This window comes from Rhodococcus sp. PBTS 1 (assembly GCF_001620025.1).
Lineage (GTDB): Bacteria > Actinomycetota > Actinomycetes > Mycobacteriales > Mycobacteriaceae > Rhodococcoides > Rhodococcoides kroppenstedtii.
Map to the genome: position 1 here is coordinate 1,952,625 of NZ_CP015219.1, position 24,467 is coordinate 1,977,091.

Genomic DNA, 24,467 nt, shown 5'->3' on the forward strand with positions numbered 1-24,467 from the left:
ACGGAAGATCAGCGCCCGATGCTGCCCGTGTCGGCGATGTTCTGCAGGCGGACCTGACCGCGGGCGATCGGGCGGTTCTGCTCGTCCGTGATCGTGACCAGCCAGAGCTGCTGGGTGCGTCCTCGGTGGATCGGGGTCGCCTCACCGGTCAGGACTCCCTCCCGCGCGGCACGGAGGAAGTCCGTGGAGTTGTTGACACCCACCACGTGGCCGTCCTGGAACCACAGCCCGGCCCCGGTGCTGGCGAGTGACTCCACCACGGCGCAGTGCACGCCGCCGTGCACGATGCCGAACGGCTGCAGCAACTCGGGGCGCACCTCGTAAGTGGCGGTCACGCGGTCGGGGCCCAGCTCGACGAAGCGCAGGCCGAGGAGTTTGCCGAAGCCGGTGTCGAGCAGGGTGGCCATGTCCGGGCTCACGCCGACGGGCGCCGGGCCGGACGAGTGGGGGTCGGTGGAGGTCATTGCTTCAGTCAATCAACCCGGGTGGATCGGACGCACGGTGGGCCTCGCGAACGTCACTGTTCGCGAGGCCCACCGGGGCGCGGACCGGGTGTCACTGCAGCCCTCAGGACTCCGCTCGATCCGACGTGTCGAACTATATAGGACAGGCTTCCCTAAGTCATGCGTGTCGATCCGGCTCGTACCGGAACGCCGACGTCGGTGAACGCGTCGAGCAGCACCTGACCTCGGCGCCACCCTTCCTCCGCGTCCAGGGTGCCCAGATGCGGAATGCGCACGGAGGCTCCCAGCACCGAGTCGCCGACGATGCGTCCGACGGCGTCCGCGTCGATCGGGCCGAGCGTCGACAGTCCGCGGGTCACCACGTGCAGAGATCGCGACGCGCGGTGCGCGGTCCAGGCCGCGAGCGACCGTTCGCACGGCAGGGACACCACGCCGGCGCGCACCGCGAGTGACCCGCTGTCACGCAGCACGAGGTCCCACACCCCGACCCAGTCGATACCGCAGTCGCTGTCGAGGTGAATCCAGACGTTCTCCGGACCCGGATCCCAGACCCGTCCGACGCCGACGAACGAGGCCGCGACCCGGCCGACGACACAGTGGACGAGGTCGGCGGCGACCCCGAGCACGGCCTGCGCCGGGTCGCCGCGGTCGGCCATCGCCCGGGTCTGCAGCGCGGCGAAGCGGCCCGACGACTCCCCGGACGTCAGCGCCCACCATCGGCGCTTGGTCTGGTGACGCATATTCGCCACCGCGTACACCCGGGGAGCGACCGGGTCGAGGCCACGCAGCCACGTCATGGCCCGATCGAACTCCCCTGCCACTCCGACCTCGTCGACGACGGTCATCGCACACCTCCGTTTCGAATTGAGGTAAGCCTAACCTGATGAGATTCTGTTCTTCGGCGTGGGACCCGTCACAGACCCGAGACGACCATCGCAAGGGCTCCGCAGGACTATGGTTAGGCTTGCGTAACCCCGATCGACGACCAGGAGGCCCCGTGTCCGAGCGCACCGCTCGCGTCTCGACGCTGCCCTCCGACCGCGACTACGCATCCCTCGATCGCCGGCCGCCGGGCGCGACGCCCCGACTGGTCGCGCTCGCCGTCGACGTGGCCCTGCCCGTCCTCCCCCTGGTCATCGGTGCCGTCGTCGTCCGCTCGCTGACCGACGCCAACGGCGGCGGCGAGATCGACCGCGCCGTGTTCGCGTCCCTCGCCGTGCTCGCCGCCGTCGGAATCGCGTACTGGAACCGCGGCATCCGGGACGGACGGGCCGGTCAGAGCGTCGGCAAGACCATGGCCGGACTCGTCCTGCGCGACCGAGACCACCGCGGTGCCATCGGCACTCGCGCCGCCTTCCGCCGCGACGGTCGCACGGCGGAGGTGGTCCGCACGGAGGTCGCCGTCGCCGACGGTTTCACCGCGATTCCACCCGACACGACCTCCGCCGCGACGCGGCGACGACGCACCGGCGGACTGCTCGTCCTCGCGATCGCACTGGTGCTGGTGGTCGCCATGTCCATTGCCGTCGGCGCCCGCCCGCTGACCTTCGCCGAGATCGCGCACGCCCTGCTGAACTCGACCGGTACCGACACCGACGTGATCGTGCGGTCGCTCCGTCTGCCGCGCACGGCGCTCGGACTGCTGGTCGGCATCGCCCTCGGCGTGGCCGGAGCGTTGATCCAGGGCCACACCCGGAACCCGCTCGCCGACGCCGGGCTCCTCGGGCTCAACGCGGGCGCGGCGTTCTTCGTCGTGATGGCCATCTATCTCTTCGGCATCACCTCGCCCGGCGGGTACCTCTGGTTCGCCTTCGCCGGCGCCGCGATCGCCAGCGTGGTCGTGTTCGGCAGCGCGTCCATCGGTGGTGGCCGGGCCAACCCCCTCTCCCTGGCGCTCGCCGGGGCCGCCGTGGCGTTCTTCCTCCAGGCCCTCACCAACGCGGTCGTCCTGCTTGATCAGGCCACGCTCGACAGCTACCGCTTCTGGATCGTCGGCTCCGTCTCCGGCCGGGGCATCGACATCTTCTGGACGGTGCTTCCCTTCGTCCTCGCCGGCCTCGTCGTCGCCGCAGCCGGCTCGCCGGCGCTCAACACCATCGGCCTCGGTGACGACGTCGCCCGCTCGCTCGGCACCAACATCGCGCTGACCCGCACCGCGGGCATCGTCGCGATCACCCTGCTCACCGGCGCCGCCACCGCGGCCTGCGGTCCCATCGCCTTCGTCGGCCTGGTGGTCCCGCATATCGCGCGGTCGATCGTCGGACCGGACTACCGCTGGATCGTGCCCTTCTCCGGCGCGTTGGGCGGACTGCTGCTCCTCGTCGCCGACGTCGTCGGACGCGTGGTCGTGCGTCCGGGCGAACTGCAGGTCGGCATCGTGCTCGCCCTGATCGGGGGGCCGTTCTTCATCGCCCTCGTCCGGCGTCGGAAGTTGGTGGCGCTGTGAGTGCACTCGACACGACGGCACCCGAGACGCGGGTCGCAGGACGCCCGGCCTTCCGGCTCGGCCGCTTCTCCACCGTGCGGCGCCCCGCGCGAGTGCTGATCACCCTGGGCGTCACCGCGGCGCTCTTCCTTCTCTTCTGCCTGAACATCGGCCGCGGCGACTACCCGCTGTCCATCCCGGACGTGGTGAACGTGCTGCTCGGCGGCGGATCGCGCATCGAACGCTTCGTCGTGACGGAGCTCCGGCTGCCGCGCGCCCTCACGGGCGCCCTGGTCGGCGCGGCGCTGGCCGTCGCGGGTGCGGTCACCCAGTCGATCACCCGCAACGCCCTCGCGAGCCCCGACATCCTGGGCATCACCTCCGGCGCCAGTGTCGCCGCGGTCGCCCTGATCGTACTGGGCGGCAGCGGGACCGCCGTCGGGCTGCTGGCCACCCTCGGCACCTCGGGCGCGGCGATGGTGGGTGCCTTCCTGACGGCCGCGCTGATCTACGTCTTCGCGTGGCGCGGCGGCGTGGAGGGCATGCGGCTGGTGCTGATCGGCATCGCCATCAACGCGATGAACATCGCCCTCATCGGATGGCTGCTGGTCAGCGCCACCATCACCGACGTCACCCGAGCGCAGTTGTGGCTCACCGGAACACTGGCGGGGGCGACCTGGACGCAGGTGTGGCCGGTGCTCGCCGTGGTCGTCGTCCTCGGCACCGCCACGCTGGCGCTGTCCTTCCGCCTGAACGCCATGCGCCTCGGCGGGGACACCGCGCGCTCGCTGGGCGTGAACGTGCAGCGTTCCCAGGCCGCGCTGCTCGTCGTCGCCGTCGCCCTCGCCGCGGTCGCGACCTCCGTCGCCGGACCCATCGGCTTCGTCGCCCTGGCCGCCCCACAGATCGCTCTGCGCCTGACCCGGTCGCCGGAGCCGCCGGTCGTTGCCTCGGCGCTGACCGGCGCGGCGATCGTGGTGGGATCCGACCTCGTCGCCCGGACGATCCTGCCGGTGGAACTACCCGTCGGCATCGTCACCTCCGCTCTCGGCGGACCGTTCCTGCTGTATCTGATGATCAAGGCCAATCGAAAGGCGTCGGTATGAGCGCTTCCCCTCTCGCGCACGAGCATCGCCTCGCCGCCGACGGCATCTCGGTCGGCTACGGCGACCGGGTGGTGATCGACGGACTCGATCTCGCGGTGCACACCGGCGTCATCACCACGGTCATCGGACCCAACGGCTGCGGCAAGTCGACCCTCCTGCGCGCGCTGGGTCGGCTGCTGACCCCGCGCACCGGCCAGGTGACGTTGGACGGCAAGGCGATCGGCAGCATGAAGACCCGCGACGTCGCGCGGACGCTCGGCGTCCTGCCGCAGTCCCCGATCGCCCCCGAAGGGCTGACGGTCGCGGATCTCGTCGCCCGCGGACGCCACCCGCACCAGTCGTGGATCCGGCAGTGGTCCCGCGACGACGAGGCCGAGGTGGCGCGGGCACTCGAACTGACGGGCATCGAGGAACTGGCGGAGCGGCCGGTCGACCAGCTCTCCGGTGGTCAGCGTCAGCGCGCGTGGATCTCCATGGCTCTCGCGCAGGGCACCGACGTGCTCCTCCTCGACGAGCCCACGACCTACCTCGATCTCGCGCACTCCATCGAGGTCCTCGACCTCGTCGACCGGATGCACGACGAGATGGGCCGCACCGTCGTGATGGTGTTGCACGATCTCAATCTCGCCATCCGCTACAGCGACCGCCTCGTCGTGATGCACGAGGGATCGATCGTCGCGTCCGGCACCCCGGCCGAGGTGATCTCGGAGAAACTTCTGCTCGAGGTGTTCGGGCTGGCCGCCGCCGTCATCGACGATCCGGTGTCGGACCGCCCGCTGGTGGTGCCGATCGGGACGCGCCACGTCCACGATCGGCGCCCGGCCGAGAATCTTCTCCCCTAGCGATCCATCATCGTGCGCACCAGCCGCACGCTCTGCGCGATCGAGACGTCCGGCAGGTAGGCGCGGCCGATGGCGTTGCCGATGCTCGGCAGCGCCGCCGGGTCCGGGAACGTCATGTACATCGGCTCGTACACGGGCTGGAACTTCGACTTGAACGCGAGCAGCGACCGGAAGCCGTAGACCGGCTCGAGGGTGCGCCCGACGACGTCGAGCAGCCGCTCCAGCATCGTCGACAACGTCGTTGCCTGCGGGCTGTCTTCGGTGGGGTCGCCGACCTTGGCCAGCGGTGCGCCCGACAGGCTGAGGAACTCCGCGCCCTCCTCCTGCAGCGACAGCGCGGCCGAGGCGATGAGAAACTCCATCGCCGGGCGGAAGCCCTCGGAGCGGCGCCGCATGAAATCGAGCGTCCACCCCACCACGACGCCGTCACGATGGACCGGCATCCACGAGGTGACTCCGTGCACGGTGCGGTGCTCGTCGATGGCCACCAGGCAGCGCACCGCCGGATCGTCGACCTCGTCCAGCCCGCCGAGGGTGAAGCCCATCTCGGGCATCCCCTTGTCCGCGACCCATTCCTCCGAGATCGCGGTGATCTGATCGGTCACCGCCAGCGGCGCGGTCGGGAACGAGATCCACTCGGCCTCGACGCCGGCCTTCTTCGCCCGGTTGACCGCGGTGCGCACGTCCTGGAACTTCTTGCCGGTGAACGCGAGATCCTTCAGCGGCAACACCGTCTCCTCGCCGACCTGGATGCTCTCCCACCCGAGGTCCGACGTGATCGCCGCGGCGTCCGGCGTGACCGAGTAGAAGCACGGCGACCATCCGTTGGCGGCGGCGTACTCGGCGAAGCCCACGATGGCGGATCGTCGGTCGGCCGGCGGACCGACGGGATCCCCGGTGGTCAGTGCGACGCCCGAGATCACGCGGAAGGCGACGTAGCTGCGACCGTCGTCGGTGAACCAGTACCGGTTGCCGCGCCAGGTCGTCATCCAGGACAGCGCACTGCCGCTCGACGCGCGGAGCACCTCGCGCGCCCGTTCGGCCGCGTCGGAGTCGACGCCGTAGGTGACGCGGGAGAACGACGCCGCCGTGGCGACGACGAGAACCAGCCAGAAGACGATGCCGGTCCATTCGTAGAGCAGGGTGGTGGGCCCGCTGTTCGGGAGGAACGGTGCGTCGAACCACTGCAACAACACGGGCGGGACGAGCCGCTGGGGGTAGTCGAGCAGCAGCGCGCCGACCGACGGGTCGCCGTCGAAGCTGCGCCGGATCCAGGTGCCCAGCAGGACGTAGAGCACGCCGAGTCCGACGGCGGTGGCGGCGACGAGGGTCCACAGTTCGCGGTACGTACCGCGCGGCGCGGCGACGTCGAAACGCCGTCGGGTCACGACGAGCAGCGCCAGCACCAGTACGGGGACCACGAAGGGCACCACCGAGCGGTAGAGCGTCGGCTCGGCGGTGCCGTAGAAGATCGTGTCGTTGTCGTCGACGAAGCGGATGAGGACGTTGGCGGCGGCCAGCACCACCAGCGCCGCCTGGGCGACGACGGCCGCGATCCAGGCGAACCGTCGCCCGCGGCGCAGTCCGTCGGCCAGCACCAGGAGGTAGACGGACGGCAGCACGCTCGCGATCACGGGGCCGACACCGCCGAGGCGGAGATCGAGCAGCCCACGGCGGCAGTCCGCCGACGTCTGATCCGCGGCACACACCAGGTTGACCTCGTCCACCGTCCACGGCTGACTGCGGAACAGCTCGCGCAGTACGGCCAGCGGGCCGACGGCGTTCGGCGAGAACGCCGCGATCATCGGTCCGAGGGCGCTGGCCGCGACGACCAGAGCGACCAGCACGCGCTCCTCGCGCCGCGTCCCGGCCAACCGTGATCCACGCGGGGACCGGCCGATCACGAGCGGCCCGACCACCGCACCCACCGCCACGGTCGCCAGCGCCATGACGTCGCCGAGGTGGCCACCGAACAGGGCGAGCACGGCGGTGAACGCCACGAGGCCGACCCGGATACGTCGTCGCCACAGGGTGGTCGCCGAGGCACTCGCGGCCATGAGCGTGCCGAGGATCCACGCGAAGGGTCCCGAGAAGACACCGAGGTGCAGCTGGAACCCCCACGCCTCGTCGAGCACCTGCGCGGCCGCCGCGAACGCGAGCGCCACCAGCGCGCCGCCCACCTGCGTGAGCACCGCCACCAGTGCGAATCGCCGCGAGCCGAGTCGCTGCTCGGTGGGGGCCGCGACTGCGAGGAGGAGGACGGTCGAGGCAATCGCCGCGAGCCACCCCACCACCACGACACCCGAGGTCAGCGGGGTCCACAACCGCATGTTCTCGATCGGCACGATGCCCAGCGCCAGATGGTGGTCGACGAAACTGCGCACGCTCCGCGTGGTGAGCATGCCGACCACGAAGACGCCCCACATGATCGCGAGGACGGCCAAGGTCACCGGCGCGCGTCGGGCACCGTCGCGCACGGTCGGCGCCGCGCGGCCCACCTGGCGGGCGATCGACGACCGAAGGCGCCGCAGGGCGGACGGCGGCGAGTCGGCCGGGGTCTCGACGGCCCCGGCAGGCTCCGGGGCGGCGGTGTTCGGGGTGCCGGTGTTCGGGGTGGCGTTCACGCGGTGATTCCTGTTCTCGTTCCCAGCCATCCGATCTCGCGCCGGAGGCCTTCGGACCACGTCTGATAGCTGTGCCCACCGGGCACCTCGAGGTACTGCACGTCCATCCCCGCCGCCCGTGCGGCGGCCACCAACTGCGCGGCGTAGCCCTTGTACTCGGGGTCGTCCGCGCCGACGACGAACACGCCGGCGGACCCGTCGTAGCGGCGGGTGGCCATGAGGTTCATCGGGTTGACGGCCTCGAACGCCGCCTCGCTCCCGCCGAACGCCGCGTCGAGCGTGCGCTGCTTGTCCCCCAGCGTCGGCGCGAGCTGCCCCGACAGCACGAGGAACGTGGGATAGACCTGCGGGAAGTTCGTTGCCATCTGCAGCGCACAGGTACCGCCGTAGGAGAGCCCGCCGACGGCCCAGGACCTCGGATCCGGATTCACCTGCAGCGTGGCCCGGACCCAGGTGGGCACGTCGGTCGAGAGGTAGGTGGCGACGTTGCCGAGGGGGGAATCGACGCAGAGCGGGTTGGCGACGGCACTCCCGGTCGCGTCGGCCACCACCACGACGGGTGCGAGTCCGCCGTGATCGGCGGCGTACGCGTCCATGGTCTGCACCAATCGGCCACCGGTGAGCCAGTCGTCCGGAGCGCCGGGTTGGCCCGCCATGAGGACGAGGACGGGAAGCAGGGGACGACGCGGAGCGAAGTACGCGGGCGGCAGGTAGACCTGCGCGTTGCGCGCCGAGAATCCCGAGGCGGTACCCGGGATCGGGGTGTCGAGGATGCGACCCCCGGACGGCATATCCGGGGGCGGCGTCCAGACCGACTCGAGCGGCGATCCGGTGATCGGATCCGTCGACCGGTCCGTCGCCTCGTCGAGTCCGACCTGCTCGGCGGCGTCGAGCCCCAGAGCACTCCCGACGGTCGGGTAGGCCGCGAAGACGAGATTGACCTGCAGAGCGGCGGTGGCCACCACGGCGACGGCGGCGAGCACGGCGAGGATCTTCGTCCACCATCGGCGTGCGGCGACGATGCGGGGAACCAGGAGCAGCAGCCCCAGCAGCCCCACACCGATCCAGACGTAGACCGCGATCTGGATCGGGTCCGGGAACCCCCGCCAGATCTTCTCGACGACGACCCAGCCGAGGGCGGTGAGTGCGGCGGCGGCGAGCAGGGAGATCGGCACCGACCGCAGGAGGTGGGGCCGACGACGCGACACCACCAGGACGACCAGCCCGACCACGCCGACGGACGTCACGACGGTGGGAAGCGGTCCGCTGACCAGCGAGGTGTCGAGAAGGGCCACCGCGTCACAGTAGCGCCGTCCCGCCCCACCGCGTTCGGTTCGCTGCGGGTGGCCCGGCGCGCCCTACTACACCCCGTAATACGCACTCGTGTCGGAGAAGCACTACCATGATCCGAATGGCAGGCCTGGGCGATCTCGAACGTGCGGTGATGGAACATCTCTGGGCCAGCGACTCGCCGCAGACCGTGCGACAGGTCCACGAGGCCCTGGCGTCCCAGCGCGAGCTGGCCTACACCACCGTCATGACGGTGCTGCAGCGGCTGGCCAAGAAGAAGCTGGTCACTCAACGTCGGGACGATCGCGCCCACCGGTACGCCCCGGTCCACGGTCGAGAGGAACTGGTGGCGAGCCTCATGGTGGATGCGCTCGATCAGGCCGACCGATCCGGCGGACGCGCGGCGGCCCTCGTCCACTTCGTCGGCCGAGTGAGCGCCGACGAGGCCGCGGCACTGCGGCAGGCTCTGGCAGCATTGGACGAGCAGGACCCCGACACCCGCTCCGACTGAGCGCACGCCCGACGACGAACCCGAGGACATGAACGCACCGACCGCGCTGGTATTCGCCGCACTGGCGTTGCTGCTCGCGGGCCCGGTACCGGCGATGCTGGCGCGCGCGACGTGGCCGCATCGGACGCCGCGAGCCGCGCTCGTCCTGTGGCAGGCGATCGCGCTGGCCGCGGTGCTCTCGGCGTTCTCCTCGGGTCTCGCCATCGCCAGCCAATTGCTGGTTCCCGGCCCGGACGGTCGGCCCACCACGGCGCCCACCGCGGAGATCGCCGCCCTGGGTCTCCCGCTCTGGATCGTCTACGTCACGGTCTTCGTCGTCACTCTCGTCATCGGTGCGCGACTGGTCTGGGCGACGTCGCTCGTGGCGGTGAAGACGCGCCGTCGCCGCGCCCGACATCGGACCCTGGTGGACATCCTCGATCGGGGCTCGGACACTCCGTCGCGGCACGGCGCGGACGTGCGGGTACTCGACTCGCTCGACCCCATCGCCTACTGCCTCCCCGGTCTTCGGCAGCGCGTGGTCCTCAGCGAGGGCACCCTGGCCCATCTCGACGACGCCGAACTCGCCGCGATCCTGACCCACGAACGTTCGCACCTGCGGGCGCGGCACGATCTGGTGCTGGAAGCGTTCATGGCCGTCAACCAGGCGTTTCCCCGCGTGGTCCGCAGTCGGTCCGCACTCGGCTCGGTGCAGTTGCTGGTCGAACTGCTCGCCGACGACAGCGCCGTCCGCGTCACCGGCCCGAAGCCCCTGGCGCGCGCCCTCGTCGCCTGTGCCGGCTCGGCGGCGCCCAAGGGGGCACTCGCCGCCGGCGGGCCCAGCACCCTCGTCCGGGTCGAGCGTCTCGCCCGACCGGGACCGGATCACCGCGTCGCCGCGCTCGCCTATCTCGCGTCCGCCGCGATCCTCGTGGTGCCCACCATCTACGTCGCCGTGCCGTGGCTGACGGAGTTGCGCCGGCTGATGGGCCACTAGAGCCGGTCGGCCACCGGTGACGGTTGCGCTGCTCACACGAGTCGTGGCCGGACGTCCTCGTCGCGTAGGCTGATCGATGGTTCGCACGTCGAACCATCAGATATTCGATACGGCACGTTATTTCCTTCACCGCCGACCGTGATGCCCCGCGCATTCGGCTCCGTGGTCGTTCGAGACACCTTCTTTCGTTGTCCGGCGGGATTCCCCGCCCTGCGAGCCAGGTGATGTGTGCCCTGGCTCGTCTCGTCGATCGGCGCCCGAGGGTGCCGTCGACTTCGGCGCGCCCGTAACCCGAGAGGTCCCCCGCGTTGATCGACGCAACACCGCTGTCCCCTGCCGCCGCCGAGGCGGCCGTCGCCACCTTCGCCGAGCTCGGCCTTCCCGCCCCCGTGGTGACGGCCCTCGCCGCGAAGGGCATCACCGTTCCCTCCCCCATCCAGTCCATGGCGATCGGCGACGCACTCGCCGGCCGCAACGTGCTCGGCCGCGCGCAGACCGGATCCGGCAAGACCCTGGCCTTCGGCCTGCCGATGCTCGCCCGCCTCGCCGAGCTGGGTGACACGCCCGCCGCGAAGCGCCCGCGAGCGCTCGTCCTGGTGCCCACCCGTGAACTCGCGTTCCAGGTGGTCGACTCGCTGCAGTCCTACGCCGCTCCCCTCCGCCTGTCGGTCCGGCCCGCCGTCGGCGGCACCCCGTTCGGTCGGCAGGCCGACCAGCTTCGGCGCGGGGTCGACGTCCTCGTCGCCACGCCCGGTCGACTGGGCGACCATCTGCGTCAGGGCACCTGCCTGCTCGACGACGTGTGCATCACGGCCCTCGACGAAGCCGACCAGATGGCCGACATGGGCTTCCTGCCAGAGGTCCGCGAGATCCTCGGACTGACCGCACCCGGCGGCCAGCGCATGCTGTTCTCGGCGACGCTCGACCGTGAGGTCCAGTCCCTGGTCCGCCGGTTCCTGCCCGACCACGTGCAGCACTCGACCGGCGACAGCAAGGCCGCCGTCGAGTCGATGGAGCACTACATCCTCAACGTCGGACGCGGCCAGAAGGACATCGTGCTGTCCGAGATCGCCGCACGTCAGGGTGGCCGCACCATCATGTTCGCGCGGACCAAGCTCGGCTGCGAAGGCATCACCGACCGCCTGCGCGCCGTCGGCATCCACGCCGAGTCGCTGCATGGCGGCAAGGCGCAGAACCAGCGCACCCGGGTCCTGGACCGGTTCAAGAACGGTCGCACCCCGGTGCTCGTCGCCACCGACGTCGCCGCCCGCGGCATCCACGTCGACGGCATCGACCTGGTCGTCCACGTCGACCCGCCGGCCGACCACAAGGACTACATGCACCGCGCCGGCCGCACCGCGCGCGCCGGAGCCGCCGGGACCGTCGTCGCGATCGCCCTGCCGAACCAGCGCCGCATCATCGGGCGCCTCACCGGCCAGGCCGGCGTGAAGGTCACCGAGGTGAACGTCTCCCCCGGGTCGGCCGAGCTCGGCGCCATCACCGGCGCGCAGAAGCCGTCGGGCGAGCCCGTGCGGGAGGCGCCGCGTCGTGAGCGTCCCGCCGGCGCGCCGCGTCGAGAGGGTGGCTACCGCGGCCAGGGTGGACCCCGTCGCGAGGGTGGACCCCGCCGTGACGGTGGATTCCGTCGCGAGGGCGCACCCCGTCGCGAGGGTGCACCCCGCCGCGAGGCCGCGCCCCGCCGGGACACCGGCAGCACCTCCGGCGGCGGCTTCCGCAGCCGCGCATCGCACGCGGCCGACTAGAACCGACCCGCTCGCCGGCTCCTGCCCGGCCCCGGACTTTTCAGCCGGGGCCGGGCAGGGAAAGCTGGGCGCATGACCTCCCCTCGCGACACCTCCGACGGATCCACTCCCCTCGCCCCGATCGGCGTCACCGGCCTCGCCGTCATGGGTTCCAACCTGGCGCGCAACTTCGCCCGGCGCGGTCATGTCGTCGCCGTGCACAACCGCAGCAGCGCCAAGACGACCGCGCTGATCGAGAACCACGGGTCCGAGGGCACCTTCGTCCCGTCGGAATCCATCGAGGACTTCGTCGCGAGTCTCGAGAAGCCGCGCCGCGTGGTGATCATGGTCAAGGCCGGCGATCCCACCGATGCGGTGATCGAGGAGCTCGCGGCCGTGATGGACGAGGGCGACATCATCATCGACGGCGGCAACGCGCTGTACACCGACACGATCCGGCGGGAAGCGGATCTGAAGGAACGCGGTCTGCTCTTCGTCGGCGCCGGTATCTCCGGCGGCGAGGAGGGCGCTCTCAACGGCCCGTCGATCATGCCCGGAGGACCGGCGAAGTCCTACGAGTCCGTCGGACCTCTGCTGGAATCGATCGCCGCGCAGGTCGACGGCACGCCGTGCTGCACCCACATCGGTCCGGACGGCTCCGGACACTTCGTGAAGATGGTGCACAACGGCATCGAGTACGCCGACATGCAGCTCATCGGCGAGGCCTACCACCTGCTGCGCGACGCGCTCGGCAAGGACCCCGACGCGATCGCGGACGTCTTCCGCACCTGGAACGACGGCGACCTCGAGAGCTACCTCGTCGAGATCACCGCGGAAGTGCTCTCGCACAGGGACGCCAAGACCGGCGCGCCGCTGGTGGACGTCATCGTCGACGCGGCGGAACAGAAGGGCACCGGTCGCTGGACCGTGAAGTCCGCCCTCGATCTCGGTGTGCCCGTCACCGGCATCGCCGAGGCGGTGTTCGCTCGGGCGCTGTCCGGTGCCCGCGATCAGCGCGCCGCCGCGCGGGAGCTCGCCTCGGGCACGCTGGCCGACGGGCCGCAGGACGTCGACGCGTTCGTCGAGGACATCCGCTCCGCGCTCTACGCCTCGAAGGTCATCGCCTACGCCCAGGGCTTCGACCAGATCGCGGCCGGCAGCGCCGAATACGACTGGAACCTGCACCCCGGCGACCTGGCCACCATCTGGCGCGGCGGCTGCATCATCCGCGCCCGGTTCCTGAACCGTATCAAGGACGCGTACGACGAGAACCCCGAACTGCCGAGCCTCGTCCTGGCGCCCTACTTCCGCGAGGCCGTCGAGAACGCTGTGGACAGCTGGCGGCGGGTGGTGTCCACCGCGACGATGCTCGGTATTCCGGTGCCGGGCTTCGCCTCCGCCCTGTCGTACTACGACGGCCTGCGCGCCGAGCGTCTCCCCGCCGCCCTGACGCAGGGGCTGCGCGACTTCTTCGGTGCGCACACCTACGAACGGGTCGACGCCGAGGGCAAGTTCCACACCCTGTGGAGCGAGGATCGGTCCGAAGTCCAGGCGTGAGTCCATGACCTCGTCGGCGTCGTCCTCCCTCGCGATCGTCCTCGCGCTGGTCGCCGCCGCCCTCTTCGCCTGTGCGGCCGTGGCCCAGCAGTCCGCCGCCGCGGCCGTGCCGGACGGCGCGCTCGTCCGCGGCGTCCTGCGCAGCGGGCGGTGGTGGGCCGGGGTCGGGGGCGACCTGGGTGGCTATCTCGTCCAGGTCGCCGCGCTGGCGGTCGGATCGGTGGCGGTGGTCCAGCCGGTGCTGGTCAGCATGCTGCTGTTCGCGCTTCCGCTGTCGGCGCGGTTCTCCGGGCTGCGCATGCGTCCGTCGACGTGGGTCGCCGCGGTCGGTTTGACGGCCGCCCTGGTGATCTTCGTCGCGGTCGGCGAGCCGACCGAGGGCGACGCCGACGCGCCGTGGTCGGCGTGGGCGGCTCCGTTGGCGGTGGTGGTCGGGATCGCCCTCGTCGCGGCCGCCGTCGGTGTCTCCGCTCGCCGTCGGGCGTCGCGGGCCGCATTGTCCTTCGGCATCGCCGGCGGGTTGCTGTTCGGCGTCGCCGTTGCGTTCACCAAGTACGTCACCGATCTCGTCGAACGGGGACTCCTCGTCGCGGCGACCTCCTGGCAGACCTACGCGCTGGTCGCCGCCGGTGTCGCCGGGTTCTACCTCCAGCAGCGCGCGTTCCAGGCCGGCCCGCTCGCCGCGTCCCTGCCCGCCGTGACCATCGGCGAACCGCTCGCCGCGGTCGCCCTGGGCGTCGTCGTGCTGCAGGAACGGATCGACGTCGGCGGCGTCCGCGGTCCGGTGGTGATCGCGGCCCTGGCCGTCATGATCGTCACGACGATCGCGCTCAGCCGCGTCCAGGCCACCGCGGGGGAACCGCAGACCGCTCGGTCCCCGGACGGTGTCCCACCCGCAGTAGGATGACGCTCCGTGCAGTTCCTCCACGATCGCCGCCCGCCGTACGACCTCACCTACGACGACGTCTTCCTCGTTCCCAACCGGACCGACGTCACGTCGCGGTTCGACGTCGACCTCGCCACCGTGGACGGGTCGGGGACCACCGTGCCCGTCGTCGTCGCCAACATGACCGCGGTCGCCGGCAAGCGCATGGCGGAGACGGTCGCCCGCCGCGGCGGCATCGTCGTCGTGCCTCAGGACGTGCCTACGGCGGCCGTCGCGGAAACGGTCGCCTTCGTCAAGAGCCGCCACCTCGTCGCGGACACCCCCGTCACCCTCGCTCCGGACGCGTCGGTCTCCGATGCCCTGGCGCTGATGCCCAAGCGCGCCCACGGAGTCGTCGTCGTGGTCGATCGGGGCCGAGCCGTGGGCGTCGTCTCCGAGGCGGCGTGCACCGATGTCGACCGCTTCGCCCGCCTCGGCACGGTCATGGACGCCTCGTTCGTCACCGCGCCCGTGGACACCGACCCGCGGTCGGTCTTCGATCTGCTCGAGTCGCGGCACGAGAATCTCGCCGTCCTCGAGACGCCGGACGGCCTGCTGTCCGGCGTCCTCACGCGTACCGGCGCGCTGCGCAGCGCCATCTACCGTCCCGCGGTCGACGACCACGGACGCCTCCGGATCGCCGCCGCGGTCGGGGTGAACGGCGACGTCGCCGCCAAGGCGAAGGACCTCGTCGACGCCGGAGCCGACCTGCTCGTGCTCGACACGGCGCACGGCCACCAGCAGAAGATGCTCGACGCGCTCGCCACCGTGGCCGGCCTCGGCCTCGGCGTTCCGCTCGCGGCCGGCAACGTGGTCTCCGCGGCGGGCACGCGCGACCTGATCGCCGCCGGCGCCGACATCGTCAAGGTCGGGGTCGGCCCCGGCGCGATGTGCACCACTCGCATGATGACCGGCGTGGGCCGGCCGCAGTTCTCCGCCGTCGAGGAGTGCGCGGCCGCGGCCCGCGAGTCCGGCAAGCACGTGTGGGCCGACGGCGGGGTCCGCCACCCGCGCGACGTCGCCCTCGCTCTGGCGGCCGGCGCCTCGAACGTCATGATCGGATCGTGGTTCGCCGGAACGCACGAGTCCCCCGGCGACCTGCGCGTCGACGCGGCGGGTGTCGCCTACAAGGAGAGCTTCGGCATGGCGTCCAAGCGCGCCGTCGCCGCCCGCACCGCTGCCGACAGCGCGTTCGACCAGGCCCGTAAGGGGCTGTTCGAAGAGGGCATCTCGAGTTCGCGGATGCGCCTCGACCCGGAACGCCCCGGCGTCGAGGATCTTCTCGACCACATCTGCGCCGGCGTCCGCAGCACCTGCACCTACGCCGGCGCCCGCACCCTCGAGGACCTGCACGCGAAGGCGGTGCTCGGCATCCAGTCGGTCGCCGGGTTCGCCGAGGGCCGCCCGCTGCCCACCGGGTGGTGATCGCGGCGGACTCCGCGGTTGACCGACGCCGCGGCCGGGTATCGCACCTCGCACGACCCGTTCGACCAGTAAGGACACCGGTGCCGTCGTGACCGTGCTCGTCCCCGTGCTCAGCCTCGTCGGTTTCGTCGCACTCACGGCCGGTACCGCCCTCTTCGTGGCGGCGGAGTTCTCGCTGACCGCGCTCGAACGCAGCACCGTCGAGGCGGCCGCCCGCGACGGCGACGCGCGGTCCCGCCAGGTGCTGCGCGCCCACAAGACGCTGTCCTTCCAGCTCTCGGGAGCACAGCTCGGGATCACCATCACCACGCTGATCACCGGTTACATCGCGGAGCCGGTTCTCGCGCGGTTCATTTCGCCGGTGGCGCTCGCGCTCGGCGCCTCGGACGGGGTCGCGACCGCGGCGTCGCTGGTCCTCGCGCTGATCATCGCGACGTCACTGTCGATGGTGTTCGGCGAGTTGGTGCCGAAGAACCTCGCCATCGCGAACCCGATCGGTGTGGCCCGCGTCGCGGCGGGCCCGCAGGCGGCGTTCTCCTTCGTGTTCCGGTGGGCCATCGACGGCCTCAACGGGTCCGCCAACTGGATGGTGCGTCGGCTCGGGATCGAACCGGCCGAGGAACTTCGCTCGGCTCGCTCTCCCCAGGAACTCGGCTCCCTCGTCCGGACGTCGGCCGAGCACGGGTCGCTCGACGCGCGCACCGCCCGGCTGGTGGATCGGTCACTGCAGTTCGGCGACCGCAGCGCCGACGAGTTGATGACACCCCGCGTGAAGATCGAGACCCTGTCCGCGCAGGACACGGTGGCCGATCTGATCGACACCGCGGCCCGCACGGGCTTCTCTCGATTCCCGGTGGTCGTCGCCGGCGACCTCGACGACACCCTCGGCGTGGTGCACATCAAGCACGCGTTCACCGTGCCCGCCGTCGAGCGCGCGACCACACCCGTTCGGACCCTGGCCGCCCGGGTCCCGACGGTGCCCGCGAGTCTCGACGGCGACACGGTGATGGACCGCGTGCGCGCCGACGGGATGCAGGTCGCGCTCGTCGTCGACGAGTACGGCGGCACCGCCGGAATCGTCACCATGGAGGACCTCATCGAGGAGATCGTCGGCGACGTGCGCGACGAGCACGACACCCCGGACGTCGACGTACAGAGAGTCGGCGACGGCTGGTTGTGCTCGGGCCTGCTGCGCATCGACGAGGTGATCGAACACACCGGGTACGCCGCGCCGAGCGGTGACTACGAGACGCTCGGTGGGCTGGTGCTGACCCGGTTCGCTCGCATTCCGGAGGCCGGCGATCGCGTGGTACTGCCCACGGCCGTCGGCGAGTCCGAGGACGACGCGCACGGCGGATGGATCGCACGGGTGGAGTCGATGGACGGGCGACGGATCGACCGGATTCTCGTGCGGCCCGCCGGTCCCGAGGAGATGGGTCGACTGCGCAGCACCGGGGTGGAGGACGACCGTGGGTGACGTCGCCGCGGTGGGCCTCGCCGTGATCCTGCTGCTGCTCAACGCATTCTTCGTCGGCGCCGAGTTCTCGTTGATCTCCGCTCGCCGAGACCGGTTGGACAGCCTGGTGGCCCAGGGGAAGAAGCGGGCCGCGGTGGTGATCGAGGCCGGTCAGAACCTGTCGCTGATGCTGGCCGCGGCGCAGCTCGGCATCACCATCTGCTCGATCCTGCTCGGCCGGGTGGCCGAGCCCGCCGTGGCCCATCTGATCGAGCGACCGTTCGAGTGGGCCGGACTGCCGGAGCAGTTGCTGCACCCGGTCGGGTTCACGCTGGCGCTGATGATCGTGGTGATCCTGCACATCCTCGTCGGCGAGATGGTGCCGAAGAACATCGCCATCGCCGGCCCGGAATCGACTGCGATGTTGCTGGTGCCGATGCACCTGCGCTGGCTCGCCGTCGCCAAGCCGTTGATCGCCTTCTACAACCTGTGCGCCAACGCGACACTGCGAGCCCTGCGAGTCGAACCCCGCGACGAACTGGAATCGTCCGTGTCCGCCGATCAGCTCTCGGACATGATCGGCGAATCCCGGTCGGAGGGCCTGATCGACGAGGAGGAGCACCGCCGGCTCGCCCGCGCGCTCGAGACGTCGGGACGGACGGTGCGCGAGGTCCTCATCCCACTGGACCGTGCCCGCACGGTCCGCACCGGTCCGGACGGCCCCACCCTGGGAGCCATCGAGGAGGCGGTGCGCGAGACGGGCTTCTCCCGTTACCCGGTGCGTGACGACGCCGACGGGCTCATCGGCTATCTCCACCTCAAGGACGTGCTCGACCTCATGGCCGACCCGGACGCGGACGCCGACACGGTGATCCCGCGCTCGGACGTGCGCATGCTGCCGGTGGTCGACGGCAGGACGCCGCTGGACGAGGCGCTGGCGCGCCTGCGCAGTCGCCGCAGCCACCTCGCGGCGGTCGCGGAACCCGGGCAGGGCACCATCGGCATCGTCGCGCTCGAGGACCTGGTCGAGGAATTCGTGGGCACGGTGCGCGACGGCACCCACCGCGTGGAGGACGTCGTTCCGGGGCCGGACGAACAGACGTGATCGTGCTGGATCCCGCCGACCTGGACACGCGACGGGCGGCACACGAGCAGCGCGTGGACGACGCGATCGGCGACTACCTCGCACGCCGGGCGAGCGGGGCGACCCATCCGGTCACCGACTTCCTCTTCACCTACTACAGCCTCAAGCCGGGGCATCTGCGCCGGTGGCATCCCGGCCACGGCACCGCGCTCGTCGGCGACGGCGCGGCAGCCTACCGCGACCGCACCGGCTACACGTCCGTCGTGGTCGGCGGCGTTCCCGCGGTGGCGGTGTCCGACGAGTTCCTCGTCAAGCGACTCGCGGCGGTCGAGTTCGTGCACACCCTGCTCACCCGTACCGCGGCGCGACCGGCCCGGCTGGGCTGCTTCGGCCTGCACGAGTGGGCGATGGTCTACCGGGGCGGCGACGACGCCCTGCGCCACGACGTCCCCCTGCGGCTCGGGCACGCGGGAACCGACCGGGTGGTGGAGGACATGCCGCTGCGGTGCACGCACTACGACGCGTTCCGCTTCTTCACCCCCGACGCCGTCCCCCGCAACGACACGGAGCTCTCCCCCGACCACCGTCTGCGGACCGAGCAACCCGGCTGCCTGCACGCGGCCATGGATCTTTACAAGTGGGTGGCCAAGCTGGGACCGCTGCTCCCGTCCGACCTCCTGCTGGACTGCTTCGACCTGGCACGGACCGCCCGCGAGATCGACATGCGCGCCAGTCCGTACGACCTGCGGGAGTACGGCTACGCCCCGATCGCGGTCGAGACGCCGGCCGGGCGGGCGGAGTACGTGCGGGCGCAGCAGGACGTCGCGGAGCGGGCGACCGGACTGCGAGCGCGGGTGATCGACGGGTGTCGGACACTCCTGGTGCACTCCGGCGTGAATACCAGTGGGTAACATCAGCCGTGGCGCGGCAACGGTGCCGCGGCCGACGAGAGTCGAGTGAGGGGCTACAGATGACGGAACGCGTCCAGGTCGGAAGTCTGCAGGTTGCCGCTGTTCTGCACGAGTTCGTGCAGTCGAAGGCCCTGCCGGGTACCGGTGTCGAGGCGGAGGCGTTCTGGTCCGGGGTGGAGTCGCTGCTGACGGACCTGGCCCCGAAGAACCGCGCTCTGCTCGACGCCCGTGACGAGATCCAGGGCAAGCTCGACGCCTGGCATTCCGAGCACCCGGGCGCCGGGTACGACAAGGCCGCGTACAAGGCGTTCCTGCAGGAGATCGGGTACCTCGAGGAGCAGCCTGCCCCGTTCTCGATCACCACCTCCGGGGTGGACCGGGAGATCACCTCCACCGCGGGTCCGCAGTTGGTGGTGCCGGTGCTCAACGCCCGCTTCGCGATCAACGCCTCCAACGCTCGCTGGGGCTCGCTCTACGACGCCCTGTACGGCACGGACGCCATCACCGAGGACGGGGGCGCCGAGAAGGGCACCTCCTACAACCGGGTCCGCGGCGACAAGGTCATCGCCTACGCGCGGGCGTTCCTCGACGAGGCCGTGCCGCTGGAGTCGGGCTCGCACGTCGACGCCACGTCCTACGTGATCGACGGCTCCGCCCTCGTGGTCACCCTCGCCTCGGGTGAGACCACCGGCCTGGCCGACCCCGCCCTGCTCGTCGGCTACACCGGCGAGCCGTCGGCGCCCACGGGCATCCTGTTCCGCCACCACGGCCTGCACCTCGAACTGCAGATCGACGCGGACAGCCCCATCGGCAGCACCGACGCCGCCGGCGTGAAGGACGTGCTGGTCGAGTCGGCCGTCACCACCATCATGGACCTCGAGGACTCCGTCGCCGCCGTCGACGCCGAGGACAAGGTCCTCGGGTACGGCAACTGGCTGGGCCTGATGCGCGGCGACCTCGCCGAGGAGGTCACCAAGAACGGCAAGACCTTCACCCGCACCATGAACCCCGATCGCGTCTACACCGCCCTCGACGGCTCCGAGCTGGTGCTGCACGGCCGGTCGCTGCTGTTCGTGCGCAACGTCGGGCATCTGATGACCACCGACGCGATCCTCGATGCCGACGGCAACGAGGTGCCCGAGGGCATCCTGGACGCGATCATGACCTCGCTGTGCGGTATGCACAGCCTCACCGGCGACGTGGAGCTGACCAACAGCCGCACCGGCTCGCTCTATATCGTCAAGCCGAAGATGCACGGCCCCGCCGAGGTCGCGTTCACCGACGAGTTGTTCGCCCGCGTCGAGGACCTGCTGGGTCTGTCCCGCAACACCCTCAAGGTCGGCATCATGGACGAGGAGCGGCGCACCACCGTCAACCTCGCCGCCGCCATCGCCGCGGCGAAGGAGCGGGTGGTGTTCATCAACACCGGCTTCCTCGACCGCACCGGCGACGAGATCCACACCTCCATGGAGGCCGGACCGGTGGTCCGCAAGGCCGAGATGAAGAAGCAGACGTGGATCGCCGCGTACGAGGACTGGAACGTCGACACCGGCCTGGCCGCCGGCCTCGAGGGGAAGGCGCAGATCGGCAAGGGCATGTGGGCCATGCCGGACCTGATGGCCGACATGCTCGAGCAAAAGATTGGCCACCCGAAGGCCGGCGCCAACACCGCCTGGGTGCCGTCCCCGACGGCGGCGACCCTGCACGCGCTGCACTACCACAAGGTGGACGTGTTCGCCCGGCAGGAGGAGATCGCGAAGGCCAAGCGCGCGACCGTCGATCAGATCCTCGAGATCCCGTTGGCCGCGGACACCTCGTGGAGCGCAGAGGAGAAGCAGCGCGAGCTCGACAACAACTGCCAGTCCATCCTCGGCTACGTCGTGCGCTGGATCGACCACGGCGTCGGCTGCTCGAAGGTTCCCGACATCGACGACGTCGCCCTCATGGAAGACCGTGCGACGCTGCGCATCTCGAGCCAGCTCCTCGCCAACTGGGTGCGCCACGGCGTCGTGTCCGAGGACGACGTGCTGGCCTCGCTGCACCGCATGGCACCGGTGGTCGACCGGCAGAACGCCGGCGATCCGACCTATCGGCCGCTCGCCGAGAACCCCGAGACCAACATCGCGTTCAACGCGGCGAAGGACCTCATCCTGCTCGGCACCCAACAGCCCAACGGCTACACCGAGCCGATCCTCCACGCCCGTCGTCGCGAGTACAAGGCCGCGGGCGCCCGATGACGATCCGTGGGTAACCACCGCCGCGGTCACGCGGATCGACGACGCCGCGGGGTCTCCCGCGGCGTCGTCGCGACCGTCGTGGTCCTGGTCCTGCTCGCGGCCGCCGTGGTCGGCTGGTTCGCGGTTCGCGACCGGTCCGCGGAGGAAGCCCAGCAGGCCGCCCGGGCCTGCGTCGAGGGCGAGGCCACCCTGGCCGTCACCGCCGATCCGGACGTCGCGGACGTGCTGCGCACGCTCGGCGAGTCCTGGACGGCCGGCGGCCCGGTCGTGCGGGATCACTGCATCACCACCGAGGTGACCGCCGCGCCCACGGCGGTCGCCGCCGAGGCTCTCGCCGCCCCGATGTACGACCCGTCCGTCGCGGGACCGGAGCCCGCGCTGTGGGTGCCCGCCGACACGGCGTCGGCGGCGGCTGCGGTCGCCGCCCGCGGAACGGACATCACCCCGAGATCGGTGGTCACCTCCCCCGTGGTTCTCGGCGCCGCGCCCACCGTCGCTGACCGCCTCTCGGCCACCGAGTCGCGGTGGACCGATCTCCCCGCTCTGGTGACGGCGGCCGACCCACTGCGACTCGCTCTGCCCGCCGGCCCCGCCACCGCGGCCACCGTGGTGGCGGTGGCCACCGACCCTGCATCGGAGACACAACCGCTCACGGTGGACCGCGCCACGTCGCTCGCCGCGGTCTCCGCGGTGTCCCGCCTCGCGCTGGCCGCCGGCGCCGTCCCGGCCGACATCGCCGACGTCGACACCGCCCTCGACGCGATCGTCCGGGCGCCGGACCCGACCGCGGCCCCGGTGCGCGCCGTCCCGGTGACCGAGCAGCAGCTCGCCACCCGCATCCGCGAGGGTCAGCAGCTGGCGGCGTTCCGACCGGCCGGGCCCACACCGATGGCGGACCATCCCGGACTGGTCCTCGCCACAGCCGACCCGACCGCTCGCGCCGCGGCCGCCGAGTTCCTCGAGTACGTCCGGTCGACGCCGGGGCGCGAGGCGTTCCTTGCGGCCGGGTTCCGTGTTCCCGGAGGATCCGCCGGGGCCACGGACGGATCCGCCGACACCGCCCCGGAGCCGATCGCCGGGTTGGACTTCCCCGCCGTCGACACGGTTGCGCCGGTTCCGACGCCCGACGCGCGGGCCGCAGTGCTCGGAACTGTCGCGGCGCCGAGTCAGCCGGCCTCGACCACGCTGCTGCTCGACGTGTCCGGGTCGATGGAGTCCATCGACGGCGGGAGCACCCGGCTCGACAACGTCCGCGCGGCCCTCGGCCAGGCAACGGGCGCGCTGTCCGGTGACGGCCGCCTCGGCGTGTGGATCTACAGCCGCGGGCTGGACGGATCCCGCCCGTACCGCGTCCTGGCTCCCCTCGGCCCGGCGGCGGAGAGCGCACGGACGGGTCTGGACGCCCTGGCGAGCATCACCCCGCAGACCGCCACCTCGACGTACGCGGCGGTGCTCGCCGCCTACCGCTCCGCCGTCGAGAACTGGACTCCCGACGGCCCCCAGTCCGTCCTGCTCGTGACCGACGGACCCAACGACGACACGTCGATCTCGTCGTCGACGTTCCTGCAGTCCCTGGCCGGCGCCGCCGATCCGGCGCGGCCGGTCCGTCTCGACGTCGTGTCGCTGGCGGACAATTCCGATATCGACACCCTGCGGAGCGCCGCGGGGCAGACAGGTGGAGAAGTGATCGTCACAGCATCGTCCGACCCCGGCCTGGCCGGAACCCTCGAGCGACTGACCTCCGCCCGGTGATCCGCATGGCGGTCTTCGCCGTCGTCCTCGGGCTCGTGACGTTCTGGCTCCACCGACGCCTCGTCGTCGCCGGCGGCCTTCGCCGCGGCACGGGGCGTGCGGTCGATGCGGTGCTCGTCCTGTTCTGGGCAGCGGCGGTCGTCGGCATCGGCTCCGGTGAGGTACTCGACCCCGCGTGGGCCCGGTACATCGCCTACCCGGGCCTGAGTTGGTTGGCCGTGCTGCTCTACCTCGTGCTCGGGTCCCTTCTCGTCGCCCTCCTCGCGGGGGTGATGCGACTCGGCGCTGCCGTTACCCGTCGGGACGGGTCGGACGCCCGCCGCACCACGGTGCGTCGGGCCAACACCGTGCTCGTGCTGGGCACGATTGCGGCCGTCGGCTACGGCGTGGTGGACGCGGCCTCGCCCGAGGTCACCCGCACCGAGGTGAGCCTGCCCGGCCTGCCCGCGTCGTTCGACGGCATGCGGGTGGCCGTGGTGTCCGACCTGCACGTCGGTCCTGCGCGCGGTGAGCGCTTCGTCGGCGGCGTGGTCGACGAGATCATGGCGCAGTCACCGGACCTGATTCTGGTGGCGGGCGACCTGATCGACGGCACCACGGAACTGGTCGGGCCGTCGCTGAGTCCGCTGAGTCGTCTCGACGCCCCGATGGGGGTTTTCGTCACCAGCGGCAACCACGAGTTCTACGCCGGAGACGGCGGACAGTGGCTCGACCTGTTCGACTCCCTGGGGCCCACCGTGCTCCGCAACGAGTCGGTTCGGCTCACCCGCGGCGTCGACACGATCGACCTGGTGGGCATCGAGGATCTCACCGCCCCGGAGCCGTACCGACCGGACCTGCCCGCAGCGCTGGAGGGCACCGACCGGGACGACTTCCAGTTGCTCGTCGCCCATCAGCCGAAACAGGCGGTCGAGGCGTCGGACCTCGGGGTCGACCTCCAGGTCTCCGGGCACACGCACGGCGGACAGATCTGGCCGATTCCCTACCTGGTGCCGCTGCAGCAGCCCACCGTGCAGGGGCTCGACACCATCGGCGACACCACGATTTACACCACCCGAGGCGCCGGGGCCTGGGGTCCGCCGGTCCGCATCGGCGCGCCGCCGGAGATCACGATGCTCGAACTCCGGACGGCGGCCTGAC

18 protein-coding genes and 1 pseudogene are annotated in these 24,467 nt (G+C 71.3%); 15 read left to right on the forward strand and 4 right to left on the reverse strand.

Features of this window, described 5'->3' with window-relative positions; genetic code table 11:
- Positions 1–8 precede the first annotated feature (8 nt).
- Both A3Q40_RS08840 and A3Q40_RS08845 read right to left on the reverse strand, forming a co-directional pair.
- Positions 9–464: a PaaI family thioesterase gene (locus A3Q40_RS08840; RefSeq protein WP_068101472.1), complete on the reverse strand. Its 456-nt coding sequence runs from the start codon at positions 462–464 to the stop codon at positions 9–11.
- Between the two features lie 152 nt (positions 465–616).
- The gene (locus A3Q40_RS08845) at positions 617–1,309 is read right to left on the reverse strand and encodes a hypothetical protein (protein WP_068101475.1); all 693 of its coding nucleotides are present in this window, start codon (positions 1,307–1,309) and stop codon (positions 617–619) included.
- Between the two features lie 182 nt (positions 1,310–1,491).
- Here A3Q40_RS08845 and A3Q40_RS08850 point away from each other — a divergent pair, with 182 nt between their 5' ends.
- Genes A3Q40_RS08850 through A3Q40_RS08860 form a run of 3 tightly spaced genes read left to right on the forward strand, consistent with a single transcriptional unit; the run spans position 1,492 to position 4,837 of the window.
- Complete coding sequence (locus A3Q40_RS08850; protein WP_235606582.1) at positions 1,492–2,910, forward strand: FecCD family ABC transporter permease; 1,419 nt, start codon at positions 1,492–1,494, stop codon at positions 2,908–2,910.
- Positions 2,907–3,995 (forward strand): FecCD family ABC transporter permease, encoded by a 1,089-nt coding sequence (locus A3Q40_RS08855; protein ID WP_068101478.1) that lies wholly within the window; start codon positions 2,907–2,909, stop codon positions 3,993–3,995. The genes A3Q40_RS08850 and A3Q40_RS08855 overlap by 4 nt, the downstream gene beginning before the upstream one ends.
- The gene (locus tag A3Q40_RS08860) at positions 3,992–4,837 is read left to right on the forward strand and encodes an ABC transporter ATP-binding protein (protein WP_068101482.1); all 846 of its coding nucleotides are present in this window, start codon (positions 3,992–3,994) and stop codon (positions 4,835–4,837) included. Before A3Q40_RS08855 ends, A3Q40_RS08860 begins: the two co-directional genes overlap by 4 nt.
- Here A3Q40_RS08860 and A3Q40_RS08865 read toward each other — a convergent pair.
- A complete protein-coding gene (locus A3Q40_RS08865) occupies positions 4,834–7,461 on the reverse strand; it encodes a DUF2156 domain-containing protein (RefSeq protein ID WP_371831454.1) in 2,628 nt (875 codons plus the stop codon). The genes A3Q40_RS08860 and A3Q40_RS08865 overlap by 4 nt on opposite strands.
- Positions 7,458–8,756 carry an alpha/beta hydrolase gene (locus tag A3Q40_RS08870; protein WP_068101485.1) on the reverse strand — a complete coding sequence of 433 codons (1,299 nt, stop codon included), beginning with the start codon at positions 8,754–8,756 and terminating at the stop codon, positions 7,458–7,460. The genes A3Q40_RS08865 and A3Q40_RS08870 overlap by 4 nt, the downstream gene beginning before the upstream one ends.
- Positions 8,757–8,863: 107 nt before the next feature.
- On the opposite strand from A3Q40_RS08870, the gene A3Q40_RS08875 reads away from it, so the two are divergent.
- The 12 genes and pseudogenes from A3Q40_RS08875 (at position 8,864) to A3Q40_RS08930 (ending at position 24,466) form a co-directional block, all read left to right on the forward strand.
- Complete coding sequence (locus A3Q40_RS08875) at positions 8,864–9,262, forward strand: BlaI/MecI/CopY family transcriptional regulator (protein ID WP_201132971.1); 399 nt, start codon at positions 8,864–8,866, stop codon at positions 9,260–9,262.
- 28 nt (positions 9,263–9,290) lie between these two features.
- Positions 9,291–10,238: a M56 family metallopeptidase gene (locus A3Q40_RS08880; protein ID WP_068101491.1), complete on the forward strand. Its 948-nt coding sequence runs from the start codon at positions 9,291–9,293 to the stop codon at positions 10,236–10,238.
- A 308-nt stretch (positions 10,239–10,546) separates the two neighbouring features.
- Positions 10,547–11,974 (forward strand): annotated as a pseudogene (locus A3Q40_RS08885) (DEAD/DEAH box helicase); the annotation flags it as partial.
- A gap of 99 nt (positions 11,975–12,073) precedes the next feature.
- Positions 12,074–13,537, forward strand: a complete 1,464-nt coding sequence (gndA, locus tag A3Q40_RS08890; protein WP_068101495.1) for an NADP-dependent phosphogluconate dehydrogenase — start codon at positions 12,074–12,076, stop codon at positions 13,535–13,537.
- Between the two features lie 4 nt (positions 13,538–13,541).
- Positions 13,542–14,444 (forward strand): DMT family transporter, encoded by a 903-nt coding sequence (locus A3Q40_RS08895; protein ID WP_068101496.1) that lies wholly within the window; start codon positions 13,542–13,544, stop codon positions 14,442–14,444.
- Between the two features lie 6 nt (positions 14,445–14,450).
- Complete coding sequence (locus tag A3Q40_RS08900) at positions 14,451–15,887, forward strand: GuaB1 family IMP dehydrogenase-related protein (protein ID WP_068101497.1); 1,437 nt, start codon at positions 14,451–14,453, stop codon at positions 15,885–15,887.
- An 88-nt stretch (positions 15,888–15,975) separates the two neighbouring features.
- Entirely contained in the window at positions 15,976–17,364 is a 1,389-nt protein-coding gene (locus A3Q40_RS08905) for a hemolysin family protein (protein WP_068101499.1), read from the forward strand.
- Positions 17,357–18,448 carry a hemolysin family protein gene (locus tag A3Q40_RS08910; RefSeq protein WP_068101502.1) on the forward strand — a complete coding sequence of 364 codons (1,092 nt, stop codon included), beginning with the start codon at positions 17,357–17,359 and terminating at the stop codon, positions 18,446–18,448. Before A3Q40_RS08905 ends, A3Q40_RS08910 begins: the two co-directional genes overlap by 8 nt.
- Positions 18,445–19,338: a 3-methyladenine DNA glycosylase gene (locus A3Q40_RS08915; RefSeq protein ID WP_068101504.1), complete on the forward strand. Its 894-nt coding sequence runs from the start codon at positions 18,445–18,447 to the stop codon at positions 19,336–19,338. The genes A3Q40_RS08910 and A3Q40_RS08915 overlap by 4 nt, the downstream gene beginning before the upstream one ends.
- Positions 19,339–19,397: 59 nt before the next feature.
- Entirely contained in the window at positions 19,398–21,575 is a 2,178-nt protein-coding gene (locus A3Q40_RS08920; RefSeq protein WP_068101506.1) for a malate synthase G, read from the forward strand.
- Positions 21,576–21,581: 6 nt separating this feature from the next.
- A complete protein-coding gene (locus tag A3Q40_RS08925; RefSeq protein WP_068101507.1) occupies positions 21,582–23,327 on the forward strand; it encodes a VWA domain-containing protein in 1,746 nt (581 codons plus the stop codon).
- Positions 23,324–24,466 carry a metallophosphoesterase gene (locus A3Q40_RS08930; RefSeq protein ID WP_068101509.1) on the forward strand — a complete coding sequence of 381 codons (1,143 nt, stop codon included), beginning with the start codon at positions 23,324–23,326 and terminating at the stop codon, positions 24,464–24,466. Before A3Q40_RS08925 ends, A3Q40_RS08930 begins: the two co-directional genes overlap by 4 nt.
- Position 24,467 lies beyond the last annotated feature (1 nt).

Excerpts from the sequence above, each read along its gene's own strand:
- A3Q40_RS08840 (WP_068101472.1), bottom strand. The coding sequence starts at position 464 with ATGACCTCCACCGACCCCCACTCGTCCGGCCCGGCGCCCGTCGGCGTG.
- A3Q40_RS08845 (WP_068101475.1), bottom strand. The coding sequence starts at position 1,309 with ATGACCGTCGTCGACGAGGTCGGAGTGGCAGGGGAGTTCGATCGGGCC.
- A3Q40_RS08860 (WP_068101482.1), top strand. The coding sequence starts at position 3,992 with ATGAGCGCTTCCCCTCTCGCGCACGAGCATCGCCTCGCCGCCGACGGC.
- A3Q40_RS08875 (WP_201132971.1), top strand. The coding sequence starts at position 8,864 with ATGATCCGAATGGCAGGCCTGGGCGATCTCGAACGTGCGGTGATGGAA.
- A3Q40_RS08880 (WP_068101491.1), top strand. The coding sequence starts at position 9,291 with ATGAACGCACCGACCGCGCTGGTATTCGCCGCACTGGCGTTGCTGCTC.
- gndA (WP_068101495.1), top strand. The coding sequence starts at position 12,074 with ATGACCTCCCCTCGCGACACCTCCGACGGATCCACTCCCCTCGCCCCG.
- A3Q40_RS08895 (WP_068101496.1), top strand. The coding sequence starts at position 13,542 with ATGACCTCGTCGGCGTCGTCCTCCCTCGCGATCGTCCTCGCGCTGGTC.
- A3Q40_RS08920 (WP_068101506.1), top strand. The coding sequence starts at position 19,398 with ATGACGGAACGCGTCCAGGTCGGAAGTCTGCAGGTTGCCGCTGTTCTG.